This window comes from Zobellella aerophila (assembly GCF_039539325.1).
Classification (GTDB): Bacteria; Pseudomonadota; Gammaproteobacteria; order Enterobacterales; family Aeromonadaceae; genus Oceanimonas; species Oceanimonas aerophila.
Genome location: NZ_BAABCX010000007.1, coordinates 102,763 through 122,242, shown reverse-complemented (window position 1 = coordinate 122,242; position 19,480 = coordinate 102,763). Strand labels below are relative to the sequence as shown.

17 protein-coding genes are annotated in these 19,480 nt (G+C 55.6%); 2 read left to right on the top strand and 15 right to left on the bottom strand.

The window, feature by feature from the left end; all coding sequences use genetic code 11:
* Nucleotides 1–186: 186 nt before the first annotated feature.
* Nucleotides 187–1,500 (bottom strand): polyamine export protein PaeA, encoded by a 1,314-nt coding sequence (paeA, locus tag ABD806_RS16880; protein WP_344959976.1) that lies wholly within the window; start codon nt 1,498–1,500, stop codon nt 187–189.
* A 623-nt stretch (nt 1,501–2,123) separates the two neighbouring features.
* Here paeA and ABD806_RS16875 point away from each other — a divergent pair.
* Both ABD806_RS16875 and ABD806_RS16870 read left to right on the top strand, forming a co-directional pair.
* The gene (locus tag ABD806_RS16875) at nt 2,124–3,029 is read left to right on the top strand and encodes a substrate-binding domain-containing protein (RefSeq protein ID WP_344959975.1); all 906 of its coding nucleotides are present in this window, start codon (nt 2,124–2,126) and stop codon (nt 3,027–3,029) included.
* Nucleotides 3,007–6,129: an EAL domain-containing protein gene (locus ABD806_RS16870; protein ID WP_344959974.1), complete on the top strand. Its 3,123-nt coding sequence runs from the start codon at nt 3,007–3,009 to the stop codon at nt 6,127–6,129. The genes ABD806_RS16875 and ABD806_RS16870 overlap by 23 nt, the downstream gene beginning before the upstream one ends.
* 78 nt (nt 6,130–6,207) lie before the next feature.
* Here the strand turns inward: ABD806_RS16870 and glmS are convergent, their stop codons facing one another.
* From glmS to ABD806_RS16800, 14 genes are all read right to left on the bottom strand, one after another.
* Entirely contained in the window at nt 6,208–8,037 is a 1,830-nt protein-coding gene (gene glmS, locus ABD806_RS16865; RefSeq protein WP_344959973.1) for a glutamine--fructose-6-phosphate transaminase (isomerizing), read from the bottom strand.
* A gap of 10 nt (nt 8,038–8,047) precedes the next feature.
* Entirely contained in the window at nt 8,048–8,818 is a 771-nt protein-coding gene (locus ABD806_RS16860) for a DeoR/GlpR family DNA-binding transcription regulator (RefSeq protein ID WP_344959972.1), read from the bottom strand.
* Between the two features lie 238 nt (nt 8,819–9,056).
* Nucleotides 9,057–10,421 carry a bifunctional UDP-N-acetylglucosamine diphosphorylase/glucosamine-1-phosphate N-acetyltransferase GlmU gene (gene glmU / locus ABD806_RS16855; RefSeq protein ID WP_344959971.1) on the bottom strand — a complete coding sequence of 455 codons (1,365 nt, stop codon included), beginning with the start codon at nt 10,419–10,421 and terminating at the stop codon, nt 9,057–9,059.
* 297 nt (nt 10,422–10,718) lie between these two features.
* On the bottom strand, nt 10,719–11,144 hold the full coding sequence (locus ABD806_RS16850; protein WP_344959970.1) for a F0F1 ATP synthase subunit epsilon: 426 nt from the start codon (nt 11,142–11,144) through the stop codon (nt 10,719–10,721).
* Nucleotides 11,145–11,162: 18 nt separating this feature from the next.
* Complete coding sequence (gene atpD / locus ABD806_RS16845) at nt 11,163–12,551, bottom strand: F0F1 ATP synthase subunit beta (protein ID WP_344959969.1); 1,389 nt, start codon at nt 12,549–12,551, stop codon at nt 11,163–11,165.
* Between the two features lie 33 nt (nt 12,552–12,584).
* Nucleotides 12,585–13,445, bottom strand: a complete 861-nt coding sequence (atpG, locus tag ABD806_RS16840; protein ID WP_344959968.1) for a F0F1 ATP synthase subunit gamma — start codon at nt 13,443–13,445, stop codon at nt 12,585–12,587.
* Nucleotides 13,446–13,487: 42 nt separating this feature from the next.
* Nucleotides 13,488–15,029, bottom strand: a complete 1,542-nt coding sequence (gene atpA, locus ABD806_RS16835; protein ID WP_344959967.1) for a F0F1 ATP synthase subunit alpha — start codon at nt 15,027–15,029, stop codon at nt 13,488–13,490.
* 14 nt (nt 15,030–15,043) lie between these two features.
* Complete coding sequence (gene atpH / locus ABD806_RS16830; protein ID WP_344959966.1) at nt 15,044–15,574, bottom strand: F0F1 ATP synthase subunit delta; 531 nt, start codon at nt 15,572–15,574, stop codon at nt 15,044–15,046.
* A 13-nt stretch (nt 15,575–15,587) separates the two neighbouring features.
* A complete protein-coding gene (gene atpF, locus ABD806_RS16825) occupies nt 15,588–16,058 on the bottom strand; it encodes a F0F1 ATP synthase subunit B (protein ID WP_344959965.1) in 471 nt (156 codons plus the stop codon).
* A 49-nt stretch (nt 16,059–16,107) separates the two neighbouring features.
* Nucleotides 16,108–16,332 carry a F0F1 ATP synthase subunit C gene (atpE, locus tag ABD806_RS16820; RefSeq protein ID WP_116475439.1) on the bottom strand — a complete coding sequence of 75 codons (225 nt, stop codon included), beginning with the start codon at nt 16,330–16,332 and terminating at the stop codon, nt 16,108–16,110.
* Nucleotides 16,333–16,394: 62 nt separating this feature from the next.
* A complete protein-coding gene (atpB, locus tag ABD806_RS16815) occupies nt 16,395–17,174 on the bottom strand; it encodes a F0F1 ATP synthase subunit A (protein ID WP_344959962.1) in 780 nt (259 codons plus the stop codon).
* 8 nt (nt 17,175–17,182) lie between these two features.
* Nucleotides 17,183–17,575 (bottom strand): ATP synthase subunit I, encoded by a 393-nt coding sequence (locus ABD806_RS16810; protein ID WP_344959961.1) that lies wholly within the window; start codon nt 17,573–17,575, stop codon nt 17,183–17,185.
* Between the two features lie 203 nt (nt 17,576–17,778).
* Nucleotides 17,779–18,675, bottom strand: coding sequence for a ParB/RepB/Spo0J family partition protein (locus ABD806_RS16805; protein WP_344959960.1), 897 nt, complete (start codon nt 18,673–18,675; stop codon nt 17,779–17,781).
* The gene (locus ABD806_RS16800; RefSeq protein ID WP_344959959.1) at nt 18,672–19,475 is read right to left on the bottom strand and encodes a ParA family protein; all 804 of its coding nucleotides are present in this window, start codon (nt 19,473–19,475) and stop codon (nt 18,672–18,674) included. Before ABD806_RS16800 ends, ABD806_RS16805 begins: the two co-directional genes overlap by 4 nt.
* Nucleotides 19,476–19,480 lie beyond the last annotated feature (5 nt).

The window sequence follows — 19,480 nt, the reverse complement described above, 5'->3', positions numbered from 1 at the left end:
TACGCAATCCGTTGTGTTCGTCAAGCAGTGAATGATGTTCTTTTTCTGCTTGTGACCGTGAGCGGCTTGCCCCGTGTCAGTGGATGCGCATTATAGGGAGCCGCGATTTTTGCGCAAGGGCTTTTTTAAGAAAAAAATCACTTTTATGAGCATTCGGATAAAAAACACCCAAAACGATTTATTTTACTACTTTTCATCCTCCAAAACCCGCTCTGACAGCCCCACTCGGGTCACCAACAGCTGATCTATCTTATAGCTGTCGATATCCACCACCTCGAATTTATAACCGGCATGCAGCACAAAATCGGTACGCTTGGGGATCTTGCGCAGCATAAACATCATAAAACCGGCGATGGTCTCGTAATTTTCGTCGTCGGGGAAACACTCGATATTCAGCACCCGCATCACATCGGCCAGGGGGGTCAGCCCTTCCACCAGCCAGGAATTATCATTACGTGCCACTATCTGCTCTTCCTGGGATTGCACCAGCTCGCCCATCACTATGCTCATCACATCCTTGAGGGTAATAATGCCGACCACCAGCGCGTATTCGTTCATGATGATGGCAAAATCCTCCCCGGCGGTTTTGAAATGCTCTAGCACCTCGTACATGGACAGGGTATCGGGGATGATCAGGGGGGTGCGAATTATACCTTCTTTTTGTAGCGAAATCGGTTGCTGATGCAGCACCTGCATCAGGATATCCCGGGAGTCCACATAGCCCACCACCTTATCTAGGCTGTCTTCACAGACCATAAACTTGGCATGGGGGTGCTCCGCAATCTTGGTTTTAATACTGTCTTGGCTCTCTTTGAGGGTGAAAAAAATCAAGCTCTCCCGTGCCGTCATCGCCGAAGTCACGGTACGTGACTCCATCTCAAATACATTTTCTATCAGGTGATGTTCCTGCTGCTGCAACACCCCAGCCTGGGCGCCCGCATCCATCATGGCGATAATATCCTCGGGAGTGATCTCATCCTTGCGCATGGTCGGCACCTTGAACAGGCGAAAGAACAGGTTGGCCAAGCCATTAAAAAACCAGACCAGGGGTTTCAACACCAAGATGAAATAACTCATGGGACCGACCACAGCCACCGCGATGCGCTCCGGGGCTATCATGGCCAGACGCTTGGGCATCAAATCGGCAAACAGGATAAACAGAGAAGTCACGATAAAGAAAGAGGCGATGAACCCAGCCTTGGGGATCCAGGCCCCATCAAAAAACAATCGCAGCAGTTCGGTACAAAAGGGCGTAAACGCCGCCTCCCCCAAAATACCGCCCAGAATAGCCACCGCATTCAGACCTATCTGTACCACGGTAAAAAAGTTCCCCGGCTGTTCCTGCAGCCAGAGCACCTTTTCGGCATTGGCATCGCCGTCGCTGACCATCAAGCGCAGTTTCATCTTTCTCGCCGCGGCCAGGGCTATTTCAGATACCGAAAAGAAGGAACTGATGGCCACCAGCAAGGCGATCACCAATAAGTTCTCGAACATGGTCATAGGGATGCGCACCAATAAGAGCTAGGAGAGTATAGAGCCGGGACTAACAGGCCTGCAGACTATAATGTTGTATAAAATTTAACAGAAACGGGTTATTTGTGCCATACAGACCGAAATAAGCATCATAGCCCTAAATGACGGTTCCTAAATGCTAGCTCACCAATCAGAGTAGACATGCCATACCCCCATCCACGGGCTCCGCTGCGCCTTGATGCCGTAGGCACTCGGCCTATGCTCCGAATGCGGCATTGCATGGATCGGTTATGTGGTAGTTGGTTGTCGGCGTCCTTAAATGCCTCTAAAAGAGAAGGAGATAACCGTCATTCTGCCTTCCTTTTGGCCACAGCTTACAATAAAAACTAATATTCAAATGAACCTTTTTTGCACTACACTGATTTCTTAATAAATAGATCACACGGATAAAAATGTTTATAAGCCGATTACTTGCCTGTTGGCTACTGACAGGTATGCTGATCCCTGTACAGGTTTCGGCTGAAAGCCCCGAGTACTGGTCTCTTCAGGAGTATCTACAGACATTTCCGGAACAAAAACAAAGGTTGAATTCCTTCTCGGAGCGGGTGCGAAAACCCGCCCTTCCCCGGGAATGGCCAGGAGAGAGACCGGTGCATATCGCGATGATCTATCCCGGAGAGCAAATCTCGGACTATTGGTATCGCAGCCAGCAAAGCTTTACTGCCCGCCTTAAGGAAATAGGCGTTCACTATGCTTTGGAGAGCCATTTTTTCCGGCCCGATACAGCACTCCGAGAACAGGAACGACAAATAGCCGAAGCCCTGAAAAACGACCCTGACTACCTCATCTTTACCCTGGATGCCCAACGCCACCAGGTACTGATAGAAAAAATCATGGCGCGTGGCCGACCCAAACTTATCTTGCAGAATATCACCACCCCCCTGAAGCGCTGGGATGGGCGGCAGCCCTTTTTCTATGTGGGTTTCGATCATGCCACGGGAACCCGGCTGCTGACCGAAGCCATAACAGAAATGACCGGAGGGCAAGCCGACTACCTGATGCTGTATGGCACCCGTGGTTATATCAGCCAGGCAAGGGGGGATGAGTTTATCCGGCTGACCTCAACCCTGCCCGATTTTACCCAACGCCAGGCCTTCTACACCGATATCAACAGGGAGCACTCAACCCGCGCGGTACTGCAGGCCCTGACAACAGATCCTGATATCAACCTGATTTATGCCTGCGCTACGGATATCGCCATCGGCGCCATCGATGCCCTGAAAATATTGGGCAAGGAAGATGACATTATCCTCAACGGATGGGGTGGCGGCAGCGCCGAACTCACAGCCCTGCAGCAAGGCTCCCTGGATCTGACCGTGATGCGCATGAATGATGATAACGGCGTCGCCATGGCAGAAGCCATCCGCCTTGATATTGAGGGGAAAAGCGATCATATCCCTCAGGTCTACAGCGGGGATTTTGTTATCATCCGCCAAAATAGCCCCGCAGCCGAACTGGAGCGACTGCAAGCCTATGCCTTCCGTTACTCAAGGTAATCCGCGCGCCAGGCCACTGATCAGGCTGATGCTGATGGCCCTGTTGCCCGCTTTCTTTCTGCTGGCCATTGCCTTGCTGGCATTGACCTACCGTAGCGCCTCCAGAGTCATCGACGAGGGGATGCAAAGCCAGTTCCAGCAGGTTCGTAACCGCCTTCAGCTCAATCTGGACGGTTATCTGAACGACCTGAGTACCCTGCTGTTAACCACCGCAGAACATCCCCGCCTGGCTTCCCTGATGTCGACTAACGATGACACCGCAGCCAGCCAGCTGCTGCAGGACATGTTACAGAAACAAGGCGGAGAGAATCTGGATATCCTGACGCTGACCCGGCAAGGGCAGTATTGGACGGATCTCAATTCACCCTTCTATTCTCTGACACAATCTCTGGGCCGGCTGACGAATTCCTTCCCCATGTATGACCGCTGGTCCTGGCTTGAGCTGGAAACCACACCGATGCCATTAAACGTACTGGTGCACAGGTATCCCATCTTGTCGCCGTTATCGGGTCAGGTGGTGGGCTCCCTGCTCGGTGGCCTGGTCCTTAACGACAACCTGACGCTGTTGAACCTCCTGGATCAGGGGATCGAAAACTTCAGCTTTCAGCTGATCTTGCAGGGTAAGCCGGTGGGACCATGGTATAACGACGGTGCATTGCCTACCACTGTGCGCGCGTCGGCCTTGGCCAGCCGACTCCCTTCGGGTCAGATCCAGGACTATTACTTCAGCCGACACTCCTTGCGCCTTGATGGTGAACAGAAGCAATTGCAGGTCCTGCTGCTCACCGATAACAAGGCATTTCAGCAACTGCAGCAAGCCTACTGGAACAATACCTTGCTGGCGCTGTTGCTGGTGTTGATTGCCGCCCTGGCCCTGGCACTCTATACCCTGAAGCTGATTTCCTCTCCCCTCGCCAAGCTCACCGACTTTGCCGAGCGGGTCAGCAGTGACCAGCAGGCGGCCTTTAAGCCCGGCCATATCAAGGAATTCAACTTCCTCGGTCGAAGCCTGGAGCAGATGGTCGAAGGCCTGCAACACAAAAAACAGGATCTCGCCAACCTCTTCAACACCGCAAACTCGGCGACCATCATCCTGGATAACAACGAGCGCATCCTGGCCTTGAACCCTGCCGCCATGCCCCTGTTCGGGCAGGCCAAGGAAATGATCATAGGTACCGAACTTGCCCAGCATTTTAGCACTGAGCAGCTTTACCCCCTTCAGCAGGCCATCTGCCGGGCGCGAACAGGGCACAAGGTAAGCGATGTCGAAGCACGACTGGCCCCATCCCAGGAACACCCCCGCCATCAGCTCTGGACCCTGGCACCGATTTTTGAAAACGAGGTGGTGACAGCCGTACAGGCCCAGGGACAAGACATCACCCGCCTGAAGCAGGCCGAAGCATCGTTGTATCTCAATGGGTTGGTGTTGAAGAATATTCTGGAGGCTGTGGTGATCTTCGATCACAGTCTCCGACTCACCTATGTAAATCATGCCTATACCAATATCACCGGCTATACCCTGGCCGAAATTGCAGGTAAGTCGCCATCGGGCGTGTTGCACATAGAAAATCAGGCCCAGGAGCTGCAGCTCTTATGGCAGACGGTGCATGCGGCCGGATACTGGCAGGGTGAAATATCCGGGCACAGAAAAAACGGCAAGCGCTATCCCCTATGGTTATCAGTCACCGCGCTCAGGAATAATAACGATGAGATAAGCCACTATGTCGCCGTCTTTTCCGATATTTCCATGCTCAAGGATTCGCAGAGCCAACTGCAAAAAATGGCCCATTACGATCTGCTGACCGGACTGGCCAACCGCAACCTGTTCAGCAAACGGCTCGTTCAGTATCTGGGTCAGGCCGAACAACAGGGCAACAGCCTCGCCATGTTGTTTATCGATCTGGACAGGTTCAAACAGATCAATGACAGCCTGGGACACCAGGCGGGAGATGAGCTGCTCAAAGCCGCAGCCCAGCGGATCCAGGGCCATAGCCGTAAAGAAGACATTCTGTGCCGTTTCGGCGGAGATGAATTTATCCTGGTGATCACCAACACCCTATCCCTGCAGCAGGCCAGGGGAGCGGCTCAACGCATCATCGACGCCTTTGCCAGCCCCATCCGGGTGAGGGGACAAAACCTCTATATCAGTGTCAGCATCGGGCTGGCCCTCTATCCACAACATGGTATGGATGAAGCGGCGTTGATGCAGAATGCCGACATCGCCCTCTACCAGGCCAAGGAAAAGGGACGCAATCAGGTACAATTATTTGATGCCGAAATGAATACCCGGGCCATCTCCCTGGTGAAGATTGAGAACGAATTGCGATACGCCCTGGAGCAGAATCAGATGGAGCTTCACTACCAGCCTCAGTTCAGCCTGCAGGACGGCAGGCTGGCCGGGGTAGAAGCCCTGGTACGCTGGAACAAACCGGGGGTGGGCCTGGTCTATCCGGGAGACTTTATTCCCCTCGCCGAAAAGAGCGGAATAATAGTCCCCCTTGGGAACTGGATACTGGAGACCGCCTGTCGCCAGTTGCATGCCTGGCAGTGGGCCGGATTCTATAATATCAGGATGGCCGTCAACCTGTCGGCCCCCCAGTTTAGGCAATTCAGCCTGGCCGGCAACATCGCCGACATACTGCGGGAGCTGGCGCTGAATCCCGACTTGCTGGAGCTGGAAATCACCGAAAGTATGCTGATGGAGGATATGGATATTGCCATCACCACCATGACGGAGCTGAACCGCCTGGGAATGCATCTGGCCATTGATGACTTCGGGACCGGCTATTCCTCCCTCGCCTATCTGAAGAATTTTCCGGTACGCCGTCTTAAAATCGACAAATCCTTCGTCAAGGATCTGGCTTCAAAGAGCGGAGATGCCGTCATCGTCAGCTCCATCATCAACCTCGCCCATAACATGGGCATCGCCGTTATCGCCGAAGGGATAGAGTATGAATCACAGCACCAGCGGCTGCGTCAGCTGGGGTGCGACGAGGGACAAGGCTATTATCTGGCCAGGCCGATGCCGGCAACAGAAATGGAGAAACTACTCCAGCAGGAAAGCAGTCGGCTGTTGACCGGAAAAGAGCAACGCCAATAAAAGAAACCAACCCGGGCGGCAACTGTGCAGACCCGGGTCGGTTCATATGGCATTTTTATCCTGCTGAAGCTGCCAGACTCACTCGACCGTCACCGACTTGGCCAGGTTGCGTGGCTGATCCACATCCGTGCCCTTGATCAACGCCACATAATAAGACAGCAGTTGCAGCGGTACCGTATAGATGATGGGGGCAATCACCTCGTCCACATGATTGACTGGCATCACCCGCATGGTGTCATCGCCCCGGAAGCCGGCTTCCTTGTCGGCAAACACATAGAGGATGCCGCCGCGGGCGCGCACTTCTTCCACATTGGATTTCAGCTTCTCCAGCAAGTCGTTATTGGGCGCCACCACGATAATCGGCATATCGGCGTCGATCAGCGCCAGCGGACCGTGCTTGAGTTCACCGGCGGCATAGGCTTCGGCGTGGATATAGGAAATCTCCTTCAGCTTGAGCGCCCCTTCCATGGCGATCGGGTACTGATCGCCCCGCCCCAGGAACAGGCTGTTCTGCTTGTCGGCAAACTCTTCCGCCAGGGCTTCGATATCCTTGGCCAGCGCCAGGGTATCGCCGATATGGGCCGGTACGGTACGCAGCGCCTGTACCAGTTTGGCCTCGGTATCGACGCTCATATTGCCCCGGCAACGGCCGACGGCGGCGACCAGCATCAGCAGGCCAGCCAGCTGGGTGGTGAATGCCTTGGTGGACGCGACACCGATTTCGGCGCCGGCGCGGGTCATAAAGGCCAGATCCGACTCCCGCACCAGCGAAGATCCGGGCACGTTGCAGATAGCCAGGCTGCTCATGAAGCCGGAGTCCTTGGCCAGGCGCAGGGCCGCCAGGGTATCGGCGGTCTCACCACTTTGGGACAAGGTGATCAGCAGGCTGTTGGGGCGTACCACCGACTTGCGGTAACGAAACTCGGAGGCGATTTCGATATCACAGGATACGCCAGCCAGGGCTTCAAACCAGTACTTGGCCACCATGCCGGAGTGATAGGAAGTACCACAGGCAATAAGCTGAATATGCTCCACCTTCTCGAAGATGGCCCGGGCGCCGTTGCCGAACGACTCGACCACCACGGCCGAGTCGGTGATGCGGCCTTCCAGGGTATCGGTGATCGATTTGGGCTGCTCGTAGATCTCCTTGAGCATATAATGACGATATTCGCCCTTGTCACCCGCATCGTGGGACGCTTCGGATTCCAGCTCGGCACGACTGACCGCCTGGCCGTCAACATCAAAGATGCGTACGTCCCGACGCGTTACTTCCGCCACGTCGCCTTCTTCGAGGAACATAAAGCGGCGGGTCACCGGCAACAGCGCCAACTGATCGGAGGCGATAAAATTCTCCCCCAGGCCCAGACCGATCACCAGCGGCGAACCGGAGCGGGCCACCACCAGACGCGACGGATCCTGGGTATCCATCAGCACGGTGCCATAGGCCCCCCGCAACTGTTTCACCGCCGTCTGCAAGGCTGCCAGCAGGGAATCGCTGTGTTGACGATGATGGTGCACCAGATGGGCAATGACCTCGGTATCGGTATCGGACACAAACTCGTAGCCCATCGCCTGCAGCTCGGTCCTGAGTTCTTCATGGTTTTCGATAATGCCGTTGTGCACCACGGTAATGTCGCCAGATACATGAGGGTGGGCGTTGCGCTCGGAAGGCTCGCCATGGGTCGCCCAACGGGTGTGTGCGATACCTGTGCCACCGGCCAGCGGCTGCTGGTCGAGGGCATCGGCCAGCACCTGCACCTTACCCAGGCGGCGCAACCGCCCCAGTTCGTTGCCATTGACAATGGCGACACCGGCCGAGTCATACCCCCTATATTCCAGGCGACGCAGGCCTTCTACCAGTATTTCCGCCACATCCCGTTGGGCAACCGCCCCTACAATTCCACACATAATGCGTTCCTCAAGATTCTCGGGCAATGATCAGGTTAATGCCCTTCTGCGCTAATTGTTGTTGATATTCGACGGACAGCCCATCGTCGGTGATCAGGGTATGAATGGCACTCCAGGGCAGCTCCAGGTTGGGGATCTTGCGGCCAACCTTGTCCGATTCCACCATCACCACCACTTCCCGGGCCACCTCTGCCATCACCCGCGACAGGCCGATCAATTCGTTGAAGGTGGTAGTACCCCGCCCGATATCGATGCCGTCGGCGCCGATAAACAGCTGATCGAAATCGTAGGAGCGCAATACCTGTTCGGCCACTTGGCCCTGGAATGACTCGGAAGTGGCATCCCAGGTGCCGCCTGTCATCAGCAGGGTCGGCTCCGGCTCCAGCTCACGCAGGGCATTGGCGATATTGAGTGAATTGGTCATCACCACCAGGCCATGCTTGTGACCAAGCTCACCCAGCAGGGCGGCGGTGGTGCTGCCGCTGTCGATGATGATGCGGTTATGGTCACGGATCCGTTCGGCGGCGGCACGGGCCAGCGCCTGCTTTCGTTTCGAAACCGGCTCGCCCACACTCTCCGTCACCATTTCACTGGGCACCGGCACGGCGCCACCGTAGCGACGCAGCAGCAGGCCGTTTTTCTCTAAAGCGGCCAGGTCCTTGCGGATGGTGACTTCAGAGGTTTCAAAATGCTGAGACAGTTCATCTACCGTCACTTCGCCCTGCTCGTTGAGCAGGCTGACAATGGTATGACGGCGCTGCTGGGTGTTTCGTTTCGACATGCACTTCTTAAGTTTCGATTTGAAACCTAATGCTAGCAGATCAAAAGATAGGGGATCAAGGCAAAAGCTTGGCGCCTTAAGCTGGAAGCGATCGGCAGACCGCGTCGATGACTGATTTGAAGAGTTTTTACCGGATTTAGGACTTGGGACTTGGGACTTGGGATATTAAAGCAAAGTAGACTTAACCAACGCAGCAGCGAGATCCGCCGCCGTGTTGGTTAAGCTTTCAGCTTACCGCTTAGGGCTTTTTCTTCACCGGCCGTGGCCAGTCTTTGATATGCCGCTGGCGCACCCTCGTTATCACCAGTTCGGCCTCGGCCACGTCCTTGGTGATGGTACTGCCCGCCCCCAGGGTGGCATTCTTGCCGATACGCACCGGGGCCACCAACTGGGTGTCGGAGCCGACAAAGACGCCGTCCTCGATCACCGTCTGGAACTTGTTCACCCCGTCGTAGTTGCAGGTAATGGTGCCGGCGCCGATATTGACCTTGTCACCTATCTCGGCGTCCCCCAGGTAGCTGAGGTGACCGGCTTTGGAACCGGCCCCGAGCCGGGACTTCTTCATTTCGACAAAGTTGCCGACATGGGCATCCTCGGCCAGCACGGCGCCGGGACGCAGGCGGGCGAAGGGACCGGCACTGCTGTCCACCCCCAGTTCGGCACCTTCGATGATGCTGTAGGGTTTGACCTCGGCATGGTCGGCGATGGTACAGTCTTTCAGGATACAGCCGGCGCCGATCTTCACATGGTGGCCCAGGGTCACCCGCCCTTCGACGATCACATTCACATCTATGGTCACCTCCTCACCCGTGGTCAGGCTACCGCGCAGATCGAAGCGGGCCGGATCCAGCAGGGTCACGCCTGAACGCATCAGCCGTTCGGCCTGCATCGCCTGATAGGCGCGCTCCAGGCCGGCCAGCTGTACCCTGTCGTTGGCGCCTTCCACCTCGGTGGTGGACTCGGGCTGCACCGTGGCTACCTCGCAACCATCGGCGTGGGCCATGGCAAAGATATCGGTCAGGTAATACTCGCCCTGGGCATTGTCGTTGTTAAGCCGTGCCAGCCAGCCTTTCAGCTGTTTGGCCTGCGCCACCAATACGCCGGTATTTACTTCATTGATGGCCAATTGCTCGGGACTGGCGTCTTTCTGCTCCACTATGCCGATCACCTGACCGTTTTCACGCACGATGCGGCCATAGCCGGTGGGGTTATCCAGCGTCACGGTGAGCAGGCCGACGCCGCCGGCGGGCTGGGCCGCCAGCAGCCGGGTGAGGGTCTCGGGCTGCAGCAGCGGGGTGTCGCCATAGAGCACCAGCACCCTGTCGTTATCGGCCATATCCGGCAAGGCCACCGCCACCGCGTGACCGGTGCCCAGTTGCTCGGCCTGATGCACCCAGCTCAGGCCCGGCTCGTCGATACGAGCCTTGAGCTGCTCGGCACCATGACCATAGACCAGGTGAATGCCATCCACCGCGCAGGCTTTGGCCGCCTCGATCACATGGCTGACCATGGGCTTGCCCGCCACCGGGTGCAATACCTTGGGCAAGGGAGAGCGCATGCGGGTGCCCTTGCCCGCCGCCAGAATAACCGCCTGTGTACTCATAAGATTAAGGATCCCGTTGATAAAAAATGCAGGGGACTTTCGCAATCTATTAATCCAATGCTCCGGCGGCAGCAGGAGCAGCACACCGACGCGCTGTAAATACCTCCATGTACGCTCGATGGTGCCATCCATGGCGCCAACGGTCGGCTTAGTTACTTCCTGCTTCCACCCGATATCGGCCGTGCCTGATGATAAAAAGGCAGGTATGCAAAAGCGCGCCATCAAAAAGCTGCCGTTATTCTGATTTTTTTATAAAAAAAAAGCGACCCTGAGGTCGCTTTTTACACCATATAACTGTTACCGCACGTTGTGCTTCAGTAGCTGCAGCACACGCAGTTTCGCCATGGCCCGGGCCAGTTCGGCAGCCGCTTCCGCATAATCCACATCATGAGAGGAATTCTGCAGCTTGGCTTCTGCCGCTTTTCTGGCTTCTTCGGCCTTGGCTTTATCCAGATCTTCGGCGCGAATCGCAGTGTCGGCCAATACCATCACACTGCTGCCCTGTACTTCCAGCATACCGCCGGAAACATACAGGACTTCTTGTTTACCGGCCTTGGTCACATATTGCACCAGGCCGGGACGGATAGCCGTCAACAAGGGGGCATGTCCGTAACGGATCCCCAATTCACCCTCAGAGCCGGACACAGTCACCGCGGTCACAGTGCCGGAGTACAAACGCTCTTCGGCACTGACGATATCCAGGTGAAAGTTATACTCAGCCATCAGGTACTCCTTCGAGGCTTACAGTTTCTTGGCTTTTTCGACCACTTCGTCGATGGAGCCAACCATGTAGAACGCCTGCTCGGGAAGCGCGTCGTATTCACCGTCCAGTATGCCTTTGAAACCACTGATGGTGTCTTTCAGGGACACGTACTTGCCGGGAGAACCGGTAAATACTTCGGCCACGAAGAAAGGCTGGGACAGGAAACGCTCGATCTTACGGGCGCGGGATACGGTCAGCTTGTCGTCTTCGGACAGCTCGTCCATACCCAGGATGGCGATGATGTCTTTCAGCTCTTTGTAGCGTTGCAGTACGGACTGCACGCCACGGGCCACATCATAGTGCTCCTGACCGATCACCAGCGGGTCCAGCTGACGGCTGGTGGAATCCAGCGGGTCAACGGCCGGGTAGATACCCAGGGCGGCGATCTGACGGCTCAGTACCACGGTCGCGTCCAGGTGGGCGAAGGTGGTCGCGGGAGACGGGTCGGTCAAGTCATCCGCGGGCACGTAAACGGCCTGAACGGAGGTGATAGAACCGGTTCTGGTGGAGGTGATACGCTCTTGCAGTACCCCCATCTCTTCGGCCAGGGTCGGCTGATAACCTACCGCCGAAGGCATACGGCCCAGCAGGGCGGATACTTCGGTACCGGCCAGGGTGTAACGGTAGATGTTGTCCACGAACAACAGCACGTCACGGCCTTCGTCACGGAACTTCTCGGCCATGGTCAGACCGGTCAGCGCCACGCGCAGACGGTTTCCGGGCGGCTCGTTCATCTGGCCGTATACCAGCGATACCTTATCGATAACGTTGGACTCGGTCATTTCGTGGTAGAAGTCGTTACCTTCACGGGTACGCTCACCCACACCGGCGAACACGGAGTAACCGCTGTGCTCGATGGCGATGTTACGGATCAGTTCCATCATGTTGACGGTCTTGCCCACACCGGCACCACCGAACAGACCGACCTTACCACCCTTGGCGAACGGGCAAACCAGGTCGATAACCTTGATGCCGGTTTCCAGCAGTTCGGTGCTGTTGGACTGCTCTTCGTAGCTGGGCGCTTCACGGTGGATGGACCAACGGTCTTCTTCACCGATAGGGCCCTTCTCATCGATAGGGTTGCCCAGTACGTCCATGATCCGGCCCAGGGTCTGTACGCCGACCGGAACCTTGATGGGGTTGTTGGTATTTTCAACTTCCAGACCGCGACGCAGGCCGTCGGAGGAACCCATGGCGATACAGCGAACAACGCCGCCGCCGATTTGCTGCTGAACTTCCAGAACCAGACCCTGGCCCTGGCCTTCAGTCGTGATCGTCAGCGCGTCATAGACGTGGGGAACCGCATCTTGCGGAAACTCTACGTCAACAACCGCGCCGATGATTTGGACTATGATACCCTTACTCATGTCAAATCCTCTAAACCTTTGAATACCTTTGCCTTATACGGCACCTGCACCTGCAACTATTTCACTCAGCTCCTGGGTAATCGCAGCCTGACGAGCCTTGTTATACACCAGTTGCAGATCGTCTATCAGGTTGCCGGCATTGTCGGTGGCGGCCTTCATCGCGACCATTCGCGCCGCCTGTTCACTGGCCAGATTCTCTACCACGCCCTGATACACCTGTGATTCCACAAAGCGTACCAGCAGCTTGTCCAGCAAAGATTTGGGATCCGGCTCATAGAGATAATCCCAGCTGTGACTGGCCACATTTTCTTCCGACGGCGGCAAAGGCAACAGTTGATCGACCTTGGGTTTCTGAACCATGGTGTTTTCAAACTTGTTGTACACCAAATACAGCCTGTCTATCTCACCCTTGTCGTACGCCTCCAGCATGACATTGACCGAGCCGATCAGCTCAGACAGGGAAGGACTGTCGCCCAACCCCGAGACCTGGGCGATGACCTTACCGCCATAGCGGTTGAAGAAACTTACCGCCTTGTTGCCGATAAGTCCCAGGTCGATGCTGACGCCCTTGTCAGACCATGCCTTCATTTCAGTGATGGCTTTCTTGAACAGGTTGATGTTCAGACCACCACAGAGGCCCCGATCGGTAGAGATGATAATAAACCCGACGCGCTTGACCTCACGGTCTTCGAGATAGGGGTGCTTGTATTCCAAGTTCCCCTGCGCGACGTGGCCGATCACCTTGCGCATGGTTTCAGCGTATGGACGGCTATGAGCCATGCGATCCTGCGCCTTGCGCATTTTCGACGCGGCCACCATCTCCATAGCGCCGGTGATCTTCTGAGTGTTTTTGACACTCCCGATCTTGCTACGTATTTCTTTTGCGCCGGCCATCTCGCTTCTCCAATTCAGGTGGCAGCCTGAGCTGCCACATGGTTACCAGGACTGGGTAGCCTTGAAGCTATCCAGCAACGCCGTCAGCTTGGCTACAACGTCGTTGTTGTAGTCGGCGGACTTGTTGATTTCAGCCATCAACTCGGCGTGTTCTGAATCGGCATAAGCGAGCAGCGCGGCTTCGAACGTGGTGATGAGCTTGAGCTCAACATCGTCCAGATAGCCTTTTTCGGCGGCAAACAGCACCAGGCCCTGTTCGGCAACCGACATCGGGCGGTATTGCTGCTGTTTCATCAGCTCGGTCACTTTCTGACCGTGGCTCAGCTGCTTACGAGTGGATTCATCCAGATCGGAAGAGAACTGGGCAAAGGCTGCCAGTTCGCGGTACTGAGCCAGGGCGGTACGGATACCACCGGACAGCTTTTTGATGATCTTGGTCTGCGCAGCGCCACCCACCCGGGATACGGAGATACCCGGATCAACCGCCGGACGGATACCGGAGTTGAACAGTTCGGTGGTCAGGAAGATCTGACCATCGGTGATGGAGATCACGTTGGTCGGTACGAACGCGGACACGTCGCCAGCCTGGGTTTCGATGATCGGCAGCGCGGTCAGAGAACCGGTCCGGCCTTTCACTTCGCCTTTGGTGAACTTCTCTACATAGTCGGCGGATACGCGGGAAGCGCGCTCCAGCAGACGGGAGTGCAGATAGAAGACGTCACCGGGATAGGCTTCACGTCCTGGCGGACGACGCAGCAGCAGGGAGATCTGACGGTAGGCAACGGCCTGCTTGGACAGGTCATCGTATACAATCAGTGCGTCTTCACCGCGATCACGGAAGAACTCACCCATGGCACAACCGGAGTAAGGCGCCAGGAATTGCAGGGCGGCGGACTCGGAGGCAGAGGCCACCACCACTATGGTGTTGGCCAGGGCACCGTGCTCTTCCAGCTTGCGGACCACGTTAGAAATGGTGGACGCCTTCTGGCCGATGGCCACGTACACACACTTAATGCCGGAGTCTTTCTGGTTGATGATGGCGTCAACGGCCAGGGCGGTCTTACCTACCTGACGGTCACCGATGATCAGCTCCCGCTGACCGCGACCGATGGGGATCATGGCGTCAACGGCTTTATAACCGGTCTGTACCGGCTGGTCGACCGACTGACGATCGATAACGCCGGGCGCGATCACTTCTACCGGAGAAGATGACTCGGCGTTGATGGCGCCCTTGCCGTCGATCGGCTCACCCAGGGTGTTGACCACCCGACCCAGCAGGCTGCGGCCTACGGGTACTTCCAGGATACGGCCGGTGGACTGAACCTTCATGCCTTCGGCCAGGTCCGCATAAGGACCCATGACCACGGCACCGACGGAGTCACGCTCCAGGTTCAGTGCCAGGGCGTAACGACCGCCCGGCAGTTCAATCATTTCACCTTGCATGACGTCAGCAAGGCCGTGAACACGAATGATGCCATCGCTTACAGAGACGATGGTGCCTTCGTTTCGTGCTTCACTGACAACATTGAATTGCTCGATACGCTGTTTGATCAGCTCGGCAATTTCAGTTGAATTCAGTTGCATGCTCTATTCCCCAATCAAGATTGCAGCGTTTCAGCCAAGCGGGACAGTCTGCCCCGAACACTTCCGTCGATTACCATGTCACCGGCTTTGATGATGATGCCGGCCATCAGGGCTTTATCAACGCTGCAATTCAGCTTCACCTTGCGCTCCAGGCGCTTTTCAAGTGAGGCCTGAATCTTGGCCACTTGTTGCTTGGTCAGTTTGGCAGCGGAGACCACATCGGCTTCCACTTCCCGGTCCAGCTCCGTCTTCATAGAGACGAATTCCTGCACCACCGCCGGCAACACACTCAAGCGTCCGTTTACAGCCATCGCCTTTATCAGGTTCTGGCCTTGCTCATCGAGCTGTTCGCCACAGACAACCAAAAACACTTCGGCCATCTTTTCCGCGTTCAGATCGCTGCTGAGTACATGGACCATGCCTTCGTTGCTCGCCACTTCGGCGGCAAAGCTCAACATCGACAACCAGTTCTCAACCGCATTTTTCTCAACGGCAAAATCGAAAGCTGCTTTGGCATAGGGGCGAGCAATGGTTTTCATTTCCATGGCTCAGGTTCCCTTACAGTTCAGCTACTACTTTCTCAACGATGTCGCTGTTGGCAGCGGCATCAATATGACGCTCGAGGATCTTCTCTGCACCCGCCAGGGCAAGAGTAGCAACCTGCTTACGCAGTTCCTCTTTGACACGGTTACGCTCAGCTTCAATTTCTGACTGGGCTTGTGCCAAAATCTTTTCACGCTCGGCCTGGGCTTCACGCGTCGCATCCTCGATGATCTGAGCCTTGCGCTTGTTGGCCTGCTCAACGATTTGAGCGGACTGCAGCTTGGCTTCCTTCAGCTGTTCGGTTGCATTGTTTTGCGCCAGGGCCAGGTCTTTCTTGGCTCTTTCAGCCGAGGACAGGCCTTCGGCGATTTCTTTCTGGCGGCTTTCAATGGCAGCCATGATCGGCGGCCATACAAACTTCATGCAGAACCAAACAAACAGGATAAACGCGATCGTTTGACCGAGGATTGTTGCGTTCATGTTCATCGCAACTCTCCTTTAAAATGGTTAGCAGACTGATTGATATACCGGGCCATTAGGCAACGGCGAAGATCAGGTACAGGGCCATACCAACAGTGATCATGGGGATGGCGTCAACCAGACCAACCACGATAAAGAAGTTGCCGCGCAGGGCAGGCAGCATGTCCGGCTGGCGAGCCGCACTTTCCAGGAACTTGCCACCCAGCATAGAAATACCGATAGCACCACCGATGGCAGCCAGACCCAGCATAAGAGCGGCAGCGATAAAAATCATTTCCATTGTTTTTCTCCAATTATTAGTGGTTAAAATGACAGCTTGTTAATATATTGTTATCTTTTTAATTAATGCTCTTCATATGCCATCGACATATAGACGACGGTCAGGATCATGAAGATGAAAGCCTGCAAGGTGATGACCAGGATGTGGAAAATCGCCCAAGGCACATTAAGGACCCATTGAGACCACCACGGCAGTAAACCGGCGATGAGGATAAAGATCATCTCACCCGCGTACATGTTACCGAACAGTCGCAAACCCAGAGAGATGGGCTTGGCGATCAGGGACACGGTCTCAAGCACCAAGTTAACAGGGATCATGGACCAGTGGTTCAGTGGTTGCATGGTCAGCTCTTTGACAAAGCCGGACACGCCCTTCATCTTGATGCTGTAGAAAATGATCAAGAAGAAGACACCGAACGCCATGGACATGGTGATGTTAACATCGGCGGAAGGAACAACCCTCAGGTAGGGAACACCCAACAGGGCGGCACCATGAGGCAGATAGTCGACCGGGATAAGGTCCATCAGGTTCATCAGGAAGACCCAGACAAAAATGGTCAGCGCCAGGGGCGCGATCAACGCACTCTTGCCATGGAACACGTCCTTGACGGATTTATCCACAAATTCAACCAGCAGCTCGATGGCACATTGCCACTTTCCCGGAACTCCACTGGTTGCACGGGATGCAACCTTACTGAAGCCCCACAAGAACAGCATTCCCAGGACAACGGAAACAAGCAAAGAATCGATATTTAACGCCCAAAACCCCGAACCGACCTGCAGATGTTGCAGATGGTGAGAGATATAACCCTGGGAAGTTAAGACATCTCCTGTTGCAGCCATGTGTTTTCCTAGTAACGGTTGTTGAGAGTGAATGAAAGAATCCACTGCATCAGCAATGCTAGGGCGTAAGCCGTGTACAGGGGGCCATGTAGCACCTCCACGTACTTGAGCACTATCACGAATAACAGGATAGTACTGCCAAACTTAATCCCTGCCCCGCTGTAAAAGTCCGCCACAACACCGCGCGGCGTGGGATCCTTGGCACCGAACGCCAGTACCCGCACGCTGAACAGACATTGGGGAACCCAGTAGATTCCGCCCCCAATCAGGGCGGAACGAGCGGCAGGTTCGCCGGCCTGGTAATAAAACAGACTGGCGGCACCGACCACCAGGAGCAATTGGCAAAACAGAATCGCCAGCGCCACTTGCCTATCGCTGAGGAGCCACTTTTTCTGCTTCACAACAACTCCTGACACAGTTAGGGGCCCGCCGACTACGCCAGACAAGAGTAGCCAGATAAGCCCCAAAAAAGCAGGTCAAATTATACCCGTGCATGGCGCAAATGCAATTGCAGTAAATCCTTATTTTGCGCTGTTCCCGGTGATTTTTTTGACTATGGTAGATAAGTGAAAGTGATCGGATTATTACTACAGGTTTGGAGGGTTCACTTTTCACTCACTCCGAAGAAGCTCATTATATTATTCATTTCATTCAATGAGTTATAAGAAATAACCAATTTACCTTTGTTCTTATTTGTTGATTTTATTTCAACCTTTGCACCTAGTTTTTCAAAAATAGCCTGTTCAATCAGGCTGATTTGCGGGGAGGCAGGCTGAGATATTGGGGCTTTTTTTGGTGTAATCGTCTGTTTGACCAGTTTTTCGGTTTCCCGCACGGTTAAACCACGCTGGGCAACCTTGAGCGCCAGCGCCGACTGCAACTCACCTTCAACGGCCAACAGCGCACGGGCATGGCCCATTTCCAGGTCGCCATGCTCGACCAGCCGCTTGACGTCGTCGTTGAGCAGGTTCAGCCGCAACAGGTTAGTGACCGTGCTGCGGCTTTTGCCCACCGCCTCCGCCACCGTCTGATGGGTAAAGGAAAATTCCTCGATCAGCCGGGCCAAGGCCTGGGCTTCTTCGATGGCGTTGAGATCTTCGCGCTGGATATTCTCGATCAGGCCGATGGCCATGGCCTGGCTGTCGGCGACATCCTTGACCAGGCAGGGTACCCTGCTCAAGCCGGCCAGGCGGGCGGCCCGCCAACGGCGTTCGCCGGCAAGAATCTCATAGCCACCGCTTTCCAGGCTGCGAACCACTATCGGCTGGATGATGCCCTGCTGACGGATAGAGGCGGACAGCTCTTCCAGTGCCTGTTGGGACATATCCTTGCGCGGCTGATATTTACCCGGCTGGAGTTTAGCCAGCTCCAGGTTGAGTAAGTCCCCACTCACTCCATCCCGGGAGAGGCTCTCCGCCTGCTGTTGGCGCTGGTTGGCGGCAGAGCTGGTGCTGAGCAGGGCATCCAGCCCCTTGCCGAGGCCGCGTCGTTTAATGGTCATACAGTGTGTTCCGCATTGTCGGTGGCTGTTGCTTGATGCTCGCTCCGTCTCAGCATTTCTCCCGCCAGCGCCAGGTAAGCCTTGGCGCCCTGAGAGGACTTGTCGTAATACATGGCGGGCGAACCAAAGCTGGGAGCTTCGGCCAGCCGCACATTACGCGGGATAACGGTGCGATAAACCTTGTCGCCGAAGTGCCCCTTAAGCTGATCGGACACCTCATTGGACAGGCGGTTACGGTGGTCGAACATGGTGCGCAGTATCCCCTCGATCTTCAGGCTGGGATTGACCACGGCTGCCAGCTTGCTGATGGTATCCACCAGGGCGGTCAGCCCTTCGAGGGCAAAATATTCGCACTGCATGGGCACCAGCACAGAGTCCGCCGCCGACATGGCATTGACGGTCAGCAGGTTCAGCGAGGGAGGGCAATCGATAAAGATATAATCGTAATGCTCCCGTACCGGCGCTAGGGCGGTACGCAGGCGGACTTCGCGGGCAAACACCTCCATCAGCCTGATTTCGGCCGCGGTCACATCGCCGTTGGCGGCGATCAGGTGATAACCTCCGCTGGTTTCCCGCTCGACAATCTGCTCAACCGGCAATTCGTCCACCAGTAAATCGTAGGCCGTGCTGGCAACCTGATATTTATCGATACCGCTGGCCATGGTGGCATTGCCCTGGGGATCCAGGTCGATCACCAGCACCTTGCGCTTGGTGGCCGCCATGGACGCCGCCAGGTTGATACAGGTCGTAGTTTTACCCACGCCGCCTTTTTGATTGGCAATGGCAATGACTTTTCCCACCGAAA

Excerpts from the sequence above, each read along its gene's own strand:
- paeA (WP_344959976.1), bottom strand. The coding sequence starts at position 1,500 with ATGACCATGTTCGAGAACTTATTGGTGATCGCCTTGCTGGTGGCCATC.
- ABD806_RS16870 (WP_344959974.1), top strand. The coding sequence starts at position 3,007 with ATGCCTTCCGTTACTCAAGGTAATCCGCGCGCCAGGCCACTGATCAGG.
- glmS (WP_344959973.1), bottom strand. The coding sequence starts at position 8,037 with ATGTGTGGAATTGTAGGGGCGGTTGCCCAACGGGATGTGGCGGAAATA.
- ABD806_RS16860 (WP_344959972.1), bottom strand. The coding sequence starts at position 8,818 with ATGTCGAAACGAAACACCCAGCAGCGCCGTCATACCATTGTCAGCCTG.
- glmU (WP_344959971.1), bottom strand. The coding sequence starts at position 10,421 with ATGAGTACACAGGCGGTTATTCTGGCGGCGGGCAAGGGCACCCGCATG.
- ABD806_RS16850 (WP_344959970.1), bottom strand. The coding sequence starts at position 11,144 with ATGGCTGAGTATAACTTTCACCTGGATATCGTCAGTGCCGAAGAGCGT.
- atpD (WP_344959969.1), bottom strand. The coding sequence starts at position 12,551 with ATGAGTAAGGGTATCATAGTCCAAATCATCGGCGCGGTTGTTGACGTA.
- atpG (WP_344959968.1), bottom strand. The coding sequence starts at position 13,445 with ATGGCCGGCGCAAAAGAAATACGTAGCAAGATCGGGAGTGTCAAAAAC.
- atpA (WP_344959967.1), bottom strand. The coding sequence starts at position 15,029 with ATGCAACTGAATTCAACTGAAATTGCCGAGCTGATCAAACAGCGTATC.
- atpH (WP_344959966.1), bottom strand. The coding sequence starts at position 15,574 with ATGGAAATGAAAACCATTGCTCGCCCCTATGCCAAAGCAGCTTTCGAT.
- atpF (WP_344959965.1), bottom strand. The coding sequence starts at position 16,058 with ATGAACATGAACGCAACAATCCTCGGTCAAACGATCGCGTTTATCCTG.
- atpE (WP_116475439.1), bottom strand. The coding sequence starts at position 16,332 with ATGGAAATGATTTTTATCGCTGCCGCTCTTATGCTGGGTCTGGCTGCC.
- atpB (WP_344959962.1), bottom strand. The coding sequence starts at position 17,174 with ATGGCTGCAACAGGAGATGTCTTAACTTCCCAGGGTTATATCTCTCAC.
- ABD806_RS16805 (WP_344959960.1), bottom strand. The coding sequence starts at position 18,675 with ATGACCATTAAACGACGCGGCCTCGGCAAGGGGCTGGATGCCCTGCTC.